Below are 6,605 nucleotides of genomic sequence, written 5' to 3'. Positions count from 1 at the left end.
AACGCCTGCGTTTTGGACCGCCAACGGCGGCCCGCCGCGAACACCTCCCGCCTTACGCTACCGAGGTTCCCCTTTTTCTCGGTTCTCCTCGAACCGCCTCTCTGATTTTCTCGCCCTTTCATGACTTCTGACGTGTAGTTCGCCGCAGTTTTCAGCAAAGTGAACACGGCTTGAGCGGACGAACAAAAACACAGAAATTATTCTTGACCGGATCGGCCCCACTCCCTATAGTAGCGCCCCGTTGCAGCGATGATTTCGCAACAAAAAAATATGGTGAGGTGTCCGAGTGGCTGAAGGAGCACGCCTGGAAAGTGTGTATACGCGAAAGTGTATCGAGGGTTCGAATCCCTCCCTCACCGCCATATTCTAACGAGAAAGCCTGAGCGAAAGTTCAGGCTTTTTTGTATGCATAGCGCACCGACCGGGAGGGTGAGAAACCTCGACAGGGTTCGACAAAACGCCTGCGATTTGGACCGCCAACGGCGGCCCGCAGGGTGAGCGCAGCGAATCTATCCCTCCCTCACCGCCATACAAAAAAGCCCGAACGCAAATTCAGGCTTTTTTATCCCCACTGCCCAACCGTTCAGTGGTGCGTGCATCTCACCGACGCTGGCTGCGCCAGCGCGCGGCGCCAGTCGCCCGGCGTTTGGCCGAACTGGCGTTTGAAGCTGCGGTTGAACGACTGCTGTGAGTCGAAGCCGAGCGAGATCGCCACGCTCACGATAGGCTCGCCGCTGTTGGCCAGGCGCTCCGCCGACACTTTCAGTTTTTGCATGCGGATATACTCCCCCAGCGCGTAGCCGGTCTGGCGTTTGAACATGCGCTGCAGATGCCATTTGGAATAGCCCGCGCGGTCCGCCACGGTGTTGATATCCAGTTTCTCTTCCAGATTGTTGTCGATCCACGCCTTCAAATCGGTAATAAAGCCCGTAGTGTTCATGCAGATGCTCCCATCATTCGGCAGGGTCACCCTCTGCCCGATGCACATACGTTGCAACAGTTTCGCTTTAAATGCAATTTTTATTATTGCATTTATCGGAAAGCCGCCACTATACTCCACCCAATTAATGTAACCGATATTGATACATTAATGTGACACCAATATGTTTCAAAACCTAACGTTGCGCCATGACAAAGCGCGGCGCCCCTTCCGCCGAACGCCGGCATGAAGGGAAAAGCCCGGAAAACAGGGCTGGGTATGGGGCCAGACAGCGCTTACTTATCGGAATAAAAATAATGCCAAATCAACCAAACTCATCGTTCAACGCCGGCGGCCGCACGCGCGCCGTCGCTCTGGGCCAGCGGCTCTCCGGGGTGGCGCTGTTGGCCGCCCTGCTCGCCGGGTGTGACAACAGCGTCGCGCACAATGCCCCGCCGCCACCGCCGGTGGTCAGCGCCGCCAGCGTGGTGGTCAAGCCGATCAGCCAGTGGGATGCGTTCAATGGCCGGGTCGAGGCGGTGCAGAGCGTGCAACTGCGCCCACGGGTCTCTGGTTACATCGAGCGGGTCAACTACACCGAAGGCGACGAGGTGAAGAAAGGCCAGGTGCTGTTCACCATCGACGATCGCACCTACCGCGCCGCGCGTGAACAGGCACAGGCAGAGCTGGTGCGGGCGCGCAATCAGGCCGCTCTGGCGCGCAGCGAATCCTCGCGCACCGAGAAACTGATCGGCACTCAGGCCATCTCGCAAGAGGTGTGGGAACAGCGCCGTTCGTCCGCCGCGCAGGCGCAAAGCAACGTGCTGGCGGCGCAGGCCCAGCTCGATATGGCGCAGCTTAATCTCGACTTTACCCGCGTCACCGCCCCGATCGACGGGCGCGCCAGCCGCGCGATGATCACCGCCGGCAACCTGGTCACCGCCGGCGACAGCGCCAGCGTGCTGACGACGCTGGTGTCGCTCGACAAGGTCTACGTCTATTTCGACGTGGATGAAGCCACCTTCCTGCGTTATCAGCAGCAAGGCCGGCACGATGCCCGCCTGCCGGTGAAAGTCGGCCTGGTGGGCGAAGACGGCACTCCGCATCAAGGGCTGGTGGACTTCACTGATAACCAACTGAACGCCGGGACCGGCACCATCCGCATGCGCGCCCTGCTCGACAACCGCGATCGCCGCTTCACGCCGGGGCTGTTCGCTCGGGTACAGATGCCCGGCAGCGCCGAGTTCAACGCCATGCTGATCGACGACAAAGCGGTCATGACCGATCAGAACCGCAAGTTCGTTTACATCGTCGATAAAGACGGCAAAGCGCAGCGCCGCGACATCGACGTGGGCCGGATGGCCGAAGGATTGCGCATTGTGCAAAAAGGCCTGGTGAACGGCGATCGGGTGATCGTCGACGGCATGCAGAAAGTGTTTATGCCGGGCATGCCTGTCGACGCGAAAAGCGTCGCCATGACCACCACCGCCTCCGCACTTAACTAAGCTCCCAGCAGAGAACTCTGACCCATGGACTTTTCCCGTTTTTTCATCGACCGGCCGATCTTTGCCGCGGTGCTGTCGATACTGATTTTTGTCGCCGGGGTGATCGCCATTCCGCTGCTGCCGATCAGCGAGTACCCGGACGTGGTGCCGCCCAGCGTGCAGGTGCGCGCAGAATACCCGGGCGCCAACCCGAAAGAGATCGCTGAAACGGTGGCCACGCCGCTGGAAGAAGCGATCAACGGCGTCGAAAACATGATGTACATGAAATCGGTCGCCGGTTCCGACGGCGTGCTGGTGACCACCGTCACCTTCCGCCCCGGCACCGATCCCGATCAGGCGCAGGTGCAGGTGCAAAACCGCGTGGCGCAGGCCGAAGCGCGCCTGCCGGAAGACGTGCGCCGCCAGGGCATCACTACCCAGAAACAGTCTCCGGCGCTGACGCTGGTGGTGCATCTGGTGTCGCCTTCCGGCAAGTACGACTCGCTGTACCTGCGCAACTACGCCACCCTGAAGGTCAAGGATGAACTGGCTCGCCTGCCGGGCGTCGGCCAGGTGCAGATCTTCGGCGCCGGTGAATACGCGATGCGCATCTGGCTCGATCCGAACAAGGTCGCCGCGCGTGGGCTGACCGCCTCCGACGTGGTGAGNGCCATGCAAGAGCAAAACGTGCAGGTCTCCGCCGGCCAGCTCGGCGCGGAGCCGATGCCGACGCGCAGCGACTATCTGCTGTCGATCAACGCCCAGGGCCGCCTGCAAACTGAAGAAGAGTTCGGCAATATCATCCTCAAAAGCGGCGATAACGGCGAGATCGTGCGGCTGCGCGACGTGGCGCGCATCGAGATGGGTTCCGGCAGCTACGCGCTGCGCGCCCAGCTCAATAACAAGGATGCGGTCGGCATCGGCATCTTCCAGTCGCCGGGCGCCAACGCCATCGAGCTGTCGGACGCGGTGCGCGGCAAGATGGCCGAGCTGGCGACCCGCTTCCCGGATGGCATGAGCTGGAAATCTCCGTACGATCCGACGGTTTTCGTGCGCGATTCGATCCGCGCGGTGGTGGATACCCTGCTGGAAGCGGTGATCCTGGTGGTGCTGGTGGTTATTCTGTTCCTGCAGACCTGGCGCGCCTCGATCATTCCGCTGTTGGCGGTGCCGATCTCCGTGGTCGGCACCTTCGCCGCGCTGTATCTGCTGGGCTTCTCGCTCAACACCCTCAGTCTGTTCGGGCTGGTGCTGGCGATCGGCATCGTGGTGGATGACGCCATCGTGGTGGTGGAGAACGTCGAGCGCAACATCGAAGAGGGGCTGTCGCCGCTGGCGGCGGCGCACCAGGCGATGCGCGAAGTCTCCGGCCCGATCATCGCCATCGCCGTGGTGCTGTGCGCGGTGTTCGTGCCGATGGCGTTCCTCTCCGGCGTCACCGGCCAGTTCTACAAGCAGTTCGCCGTCACCATCGCCATCTCGACGGTGATCTCCGCCATCAACTCGCTGACCCTGTCGCCGGCGCTGGCGGCGCGCTTGCTGAAACCGCACGGCGCGCCGAAAGATATGCCGTCGCGCCTGATCGACCGGCTGTTCGGCTGGCTGTTCCGGCCGTTCAACCGCTTCTTCGCCAGCGGTTCGCAGCGTTACCAGCACGGGGTGTCCCGCGTGCTGGGCCGACGCGGCGCGGTGTTCGTCGTCTATCTGCTGCTGTTGGCCGCCGCCGGGGTGATGTTCAAGACCGTGCCCGGCGGCTTTATCCCGACGCAGGACAAGCTGTACCTGATCGGCGGCGTGAAAATGCCGGAAGGCGCCTCGCTGGAACGCACCGATGCGGTGATCCGCAAGATGAGCGCCATCGGCCTGAGCGTGGACGGCGTCACCGATGCGGTGGCCTTCCCCGGCCTGAACGCGCTGCAGTTCACCAACACGCCGAATACCGGCACGGTGTTCTTCGCGCTGGAGTCATTGAGCACCCGCACCCGCACCGCGGCGCAGATCAACGCCGAGATCAACGCGCGCATTTCGCAGATTCAGGAAGGCTTCGCCTTCTCGATCATGCCGCCGCCGATCCTCGGCATCGGCCAGGGTTCCGGCTATTCGCTGTATGTGCAGGATCGCGGCGGACTGGGTTACGGCGCGCTGCAGACGGCAATCAACACGATGTCCGGCGCCATTATGCAAACGCCGGGCATGGGGTTCCCGATCTCCTCCTATCAGGCTAACGTGCCGCAGCTGGACGCCAAAATCGATCGCGACAAGGCCAAGGCGCAGGGGGTGCCGCTCAATGCGCTGTTCAGCACGCTGCAGACCTACCTCGGTTCGTCTTACATCAACGACTTCAACCGCTATGGCCGCACCTGGAAGGTGATGGCGCAGGCCGACGGCCAGTTCCGCGACAGCGTGGAAGACATCGCCAACCTGCGTACCCGCAACGACAAGGGCGAAATGGTGCCGATCGGCAGCATGGTCAGCATCGGCACCACTTACGGCCCGGATCCGGTGATCCGTTATAACGGCTTCCCGGCGGCGGATCTGATCGGCGACGCCGATCCGCGCGTACTCTCCTCTACCCAGGCGATGGGTGCGCTGACGCAGATGGCCGATAAGCTGTTGCCGAACGGCATGAACATTCAGTGGACCGATCTGAGCTATCAGCAATCGACCCAGGGCAACGCCGCGCTGGTGGTGTTCCCGGTGGCAGTGCTGCTGGCATTCCTCGCGCTGGCGGCGCTGTATGAAAGCTGGACGCTGCCGCTGGCGGTGATCCTGATCGTGCCGATGACCATGCTGTCGGCGCTGTTCGGCGTGTGGCTGACCGGCGGCGACAACAACGTGTTCGTGCAGGTCGGGCTGGTCGTTCTGATGGGGCTGGCCTGCAAGAACGCCATTCTGATCGTCGAGTTCGCCCGCGAGCTGGAAATGCAGGGCAAAGGCATCGTCGAGGCGGCGCTGGAGGCCTGTCGCCTGCGGTTGCGCCCGATCGTGATGACCTCCATCGCCTTCATCGCCGGCACCATCCCGCTGATCCTCGGCCACGGCGCCGGCGCCGAGGTGCGCGGCGTCACCGGCATCACGGTGTTCTCCGGCATGCTGGGGGTCACCCTGTTCGGGCTGTTCCTGACGCCGGTGTTCTACGTCACCCTGCGGCGCCTGGTGGCGCGCAAAGCGCAGCCGCAGACGGCGTAATCATCGTCTTAACATGCAAAAAGGTCGGGCATTGCCCGACCTTTTTTATGCATGCGAACCGCGATTATTTATCGGCGGTTTCAGCCTCTTGCTCAGCGGCGTACTCCGCGCAGGCGCGTTTGTCGCCCCGCTCCAGTTCGGCCAACGAGTCGGCCACGGTGTGGCGCGCCAGCACCGCGAGCGAAGCCTGCTCGGCCTCGTTCACCACCGATTTGAAATACCAGCAGGCGTTGGCGCTCACCAGGCAGCGGGCCGGCACTTCAGGGCGGGAAGCCCAGATGCGCTTGTCGTCGATCACCGCCAGATAGATATCCCGCAGGGTGATCTCTTCCGCCGGGCGGCCGAGGTGGATAGAGCCGTTTCGGCCCAGGGTGGAAACGATGATGCCGTCTTTGGTCAGCGGCACCATCAGTTTGCGGATAAAGCTGGGGTTGGCTTCCAGAGCGGCGGCGAGGGTGGCGCTCGTCGAACGCATGCCCTGCTTCTCAGCTACGGCGACGCTAAGGACCATTTGCAACGCTGTCGGAAAGCGAAAATCTAACATGTCGTTATCTCTGCGAGACGAAATACTCGGGTTTGGCCGGTGTGGCGATTGGCGCCGAACACACCGCTTAATCGCACAATAATATAACAAACGCGGGGGCTTTTTTGAAGTTTCGCCCAGCGATATCGCACGCAGACATTAGAACGATCGCAAATTTTTAGGCAGGCAGAAAACAGAAACCCGCGTCAATGTTAACGCCGCTCGCTTAACCGGGTTAAACGATCAGAACTAACACTGCCCGCGGGTTTAATTCGAATGTGGCGATCAGGCTCTGTTCAACACCAGCTGGCCGTTTTTATCCAACGGGATTTGCGTGCCCGGATCGTGATCCATACGGATCTTGCCCTGCTGATTGCCGATCTTGTAGGTCACGTCATAGCCCAGCATTTTCTGAGACTTGTCGTAGACCGTTTTGCAACGCTGCTGAACGCTGGTGCTGACGTCGTTGTTCTGCATCGCCCCTTGCACC

At 61.6% G+C, this 6,605-nt stretch carries 4 protein-coding genes, 1 tRNA gene, 1 other RNA gene and 1 pseudogene; 4 read left to right on the top strand and 3 right to left on the bottom strand.

Annotated elements, in window-relative coordinates:
• Window positions 1-272 precede the first annotated feature (272 nt).
• Window positions 273-362: transfer RNA gene (locus tag ADK28_RS16565), tRNA-Ser, on the top strand.
• Between the two features lie 47 nt (window positions 363-409).
• Window positions 410-529, top strand: a non-coding RNA gene (locus tag ADK28_RS29470) — RtT sRNA.
• A gap of 54 nt (window positions 530-583) precedes the next feature.
• On the opposite strand, the gene ADK28_RS16560 is transcribed toward ADK28_RS29470, so the two are convergent.
• Entirely contained in the window at window positions 584-940 is a 357-nt protein-coding gene (locus ADK28_RS16560) for a helix-turn-helix domain-containing protein (protein WP_033640674.1), read from the bottom strand.
• Window positions 941-1,236: 296 nt separating this feature from the next.
• Here ADK28_RS16560 and sdeA point away from each other — a divergent pair, with 296 nt between their 5' ends.
• Entirely contained in the window at window positions 1,237-2,424 is a 1,188-nt protein-coding gene (gene sdeA / locus ADK28_RS16555) for a multidrug efflux RND transporter periplasmic adaptor subunit SdeA (RefSeq protein WP_016928167.1), read from the top strand.
• Between the two features lie 24 nt (window positions 2,425-2,448).
• The gene (gene sdeB, locus ADK28_RS16550; protein WP_048796131.1) at window positions 2,449-5,592 is read left to right on the top strand and encodes a multidrug efflux RND transporter permease subunit SdeB; all 3,144 of its coding nucleotides are present in this window, start codon (window positions 2,449-2,451) and stop codon (window positions 5,590-5,592) included.
• A 64-nt stretch (window positions 5,593-5,656) separates the two neighbouring features.
• Here sdeB and ADK28_RS16545 read toward each other — a convergent pair whose 3' ends face one another.
• Both ADK28_RS16545 and ADK28_RS16540 read right to left on the bottom strand, forming a co-directional pair.
• A complete protein-coding gene (locus ADK28_RS16545; protein ID WP_028128027.1) occupies window positions 5,657-6,136 on the bottom strand; it encodes an RrF2 family transcriptional regulator in 480 nt (159 codons plus the stop codon).
• Window positions 6,137-6,400: 264 nt separating this feature from the next.
• Window positions 6,401-6,605, bottom strand: a pseudogene (locus ADK28_RS16540) (hypothetical protein); the annotation flags it as partial.

Source organism: Serratia sp. 506_PEND, assembly GCF_001076875.1.
Lineage (GTDB): Bacteria > Pseudomonadota > Gammaproteobacteria > Enterobacterales > Enterobacteriaceae > Serratia > Serratia marcescens.
This window is presented reverse-complemented; position numbering and strand designations above follow the sequence as displayed.

Coding starts and splice junctions, on each gene's coding strand:
- ADK28_RS16560 (WP_033640674.1), bottom strand. CDS start 940: ATGAACACTACGGGCTTTATTACCGATTTGAAGGCGTGGATCGACAAC.
- ADK28_RS16545 (WP_028128027.1), bottom strand. CDS start 6,136: ATGTTAGATTTTCGCTTTCCGACAGCGTTGCAAATGGTCCTTAGCGTC.
- sdeA (WP_016928167.1), top strand. CDS start 1,237: ATGCCAAATCAACCAAACTCATCGTTCAACGCCGGCGGCCGCACGCGC.